The sequence below is a fragment of the Eggerthella sp. genome, assembly GCF_048329335.1.
GTDB lineage: Bacteria > Actinomycetota > Coriobacteriia > Coriobacteriales > Eggerthellaceae > Eggerthella > Eggerthella lenta.
In genome coordinates, this window is record NZ_DBFEGU010000354.1 from 1 (window position 1) to 2,215 (window position 2,215).

The window sequence follows — 2,215 nt, forward strand, 5'->3', positions numbered from 1 at the left end:
CATAGAGGCGGTCGGAAGCGCAAGGGCGCATCCGCTCGCGGCGGCGGGGGAACGGTAAGTACCCCGCGCCGAAGAAGCTGGGCGGCACTAGGGCCGTTCAGGTGAAGAGAAAGAAAGCAGCATATGGAAAAAATCGTCGAATCCTTCGAACTGTACGGGAAGCAGTACCGTTTGGAGACAGGCGAGCTCGCCAAGCAGGCGACCGGCTCGGTCGTCGTCACGCAGGGCGACACGACGGTGCTCGTTACGGCCGTCATCTCGAAGGAGGAGAAGGACTACGACTTCTTCCCCCTCACGGTCGACTTCATCGAGAAGATGTACGCGGTCGGCCGCATCCCGGGAGGCTACCTCAAGCGCGAGGCGCGTCCTTCCGACAAGGGCACGCTGACGGCCCGCATGGTGGACCGTCCCATCCGTCCCGGCTTCGCCGACGGCTTCAAGCGCGAGGTGCACGTCGTGTGCACGACGCTCGTCGTCGACAGCATCAACCCGCCCGACACCATCTGCGTCATGGGCGCCAGCGCTGCCCTCATGCTGGGCGCGGCTCCCTTCGACGGCCCCGCCGCTTGCGTGCGCATCGGCCGCGACGTGGAGACGGGCGAGTTCATCGTGAACCCCACGTTCGAGGAATCCGAGAACTCGGATCTCGAGCTGACCATCGCCGGCACGGCCGACTACATCTCCATGGTGGAGGCCGGCGCCGACGAGATCTCCGAAGAGGACATGCTGGCCGCCATGACGTTCGGCCAGGAGGCCATCGCCGCGTTCTGCGAAGCCCAGCAGCGCTTCCTCGACCGTGCGAACATCGAGCCGGTCGAGTGGCCCGTCCACGTCGCCGACCCGGCCATCGCCGAGCGCGTCGCGCCGTTCATGGCCGAGATGTCCGCCGCGTTGCGCGATGCCGACAAGCTTTCGCGCATGGGCAAGGTGGAAGAGCTCAAGGCCCGCATTAAGGAGGAGCAGTTCTCCGATGAGGAGCGCGCCGCATGGAAGGGCGACATCGCCGCCGAGCTCAAGAAGCTCGAGAAGAAGGCCATGCGCGCGATGGTCATCGAGACGGGCGAGCGCGCCGACGGCCGTCGTCCCGAGGACATCCGCCCGCTGTACATCGTGCCGGGCTACCTGCCCCGCGTGCACGGCTCGGGCCTGTTCCAGCGCGGCCAGACGCAGGCGCTCTCCGTCTGCACGCTCGGCATGCTGAACGAATGGCAGCGCCTCGACACCATCGACCCCGCCGAGGGCAAGCGCTACATGCACCAGTACAACTTCCCGCCGTACTGCACGGGCGAGACCGGCCGCATGGGCGCTCCGAAGCGCCGCGAGATCGGCCACGGCGCGCTGGCCGAGCGCGCGCTGATCCCGGTGCTTCCCAGCGAAGACGAGTTCCCCTATGCCATCCGCGTGGTGTCCGAGGTCCTCGAGTCGAACGGCTCGTCGTCCATGGCCTCCACCTGCGGTTCGACGCTGGCTCTCATGGACGCGGGCGTGCCTATCAAGGCGCCTGTTTCGGGCATCGCCATGGGCCTCATCAAGGAGGGCGACGACGTGGTCATCCTCTCCGACATCCAGGGCATCGAGGACTTCCTCGGCGACATGGACTTCAAGGTGTGCGGCACGGCGAAGGGCATCACCGCCCTGCAGATGGACAACAAGGCCCGCGGCCTGTCGGTCGACATCCTCGCTCGTGCGCTCAAGCAGGCCAGCGAAGGTCGCGCCTACATCCTAGACGCCATGCTGGAGACCATCGCCGCGCCGCGCGAGGAGCTCTCCGAGTTCGCACCGCGCATCGAGACCATCCACATCCCGGTGGACAAGATCCGCGACGTCATCGGCTCGGGCGGCAAGGTCGTCCGCGGCATCCAGGAGGAGACGGGCGCCAGCATCAACATCGAGGAGGACGGCACCATCCACATCGCCGCCATCGAGGGCCCGGCCGGCGAGGCCGCGAAGGCCATGATCCTCGGCATCGTCAAGGAGCCCGAGGTGGGCGAGACGTTCGACGGCGAGGTCGTTGGCATCAAGGACTTCGGCGCGTTCGTCAAGCTGACGCCGGGCAAGGACGGCCTGCTGCACATCTCCCGCGTTGCCAACGGCCGCGTCGGCAAGGTCGAGGACGTGCTGAACCTCGGCGACATCATCAAAGTCGAGGTGCTCGAGGTGGACCCGAAGACGGGCAAGATATCGCTCGACCGCCTCGACAAGCCGGACGCTCCCG

General features: G+C 66.8%; 1 protein-coding gene. It reads left to right on the plus strand.

Annotated elements, in window-relative coordinates; all coding sequences use genetic code 11:
• Positions 1-123: 123 nt before the first annotated feature.
• Positions 124-2,215 (plus strand): polyribonucleotide nucleotidyltransferase (locus ACMO6A_RS11070; protein ID WP_418471267.1); only part of this gene is annotated, 2,092 nt, incomplete at its 3' end.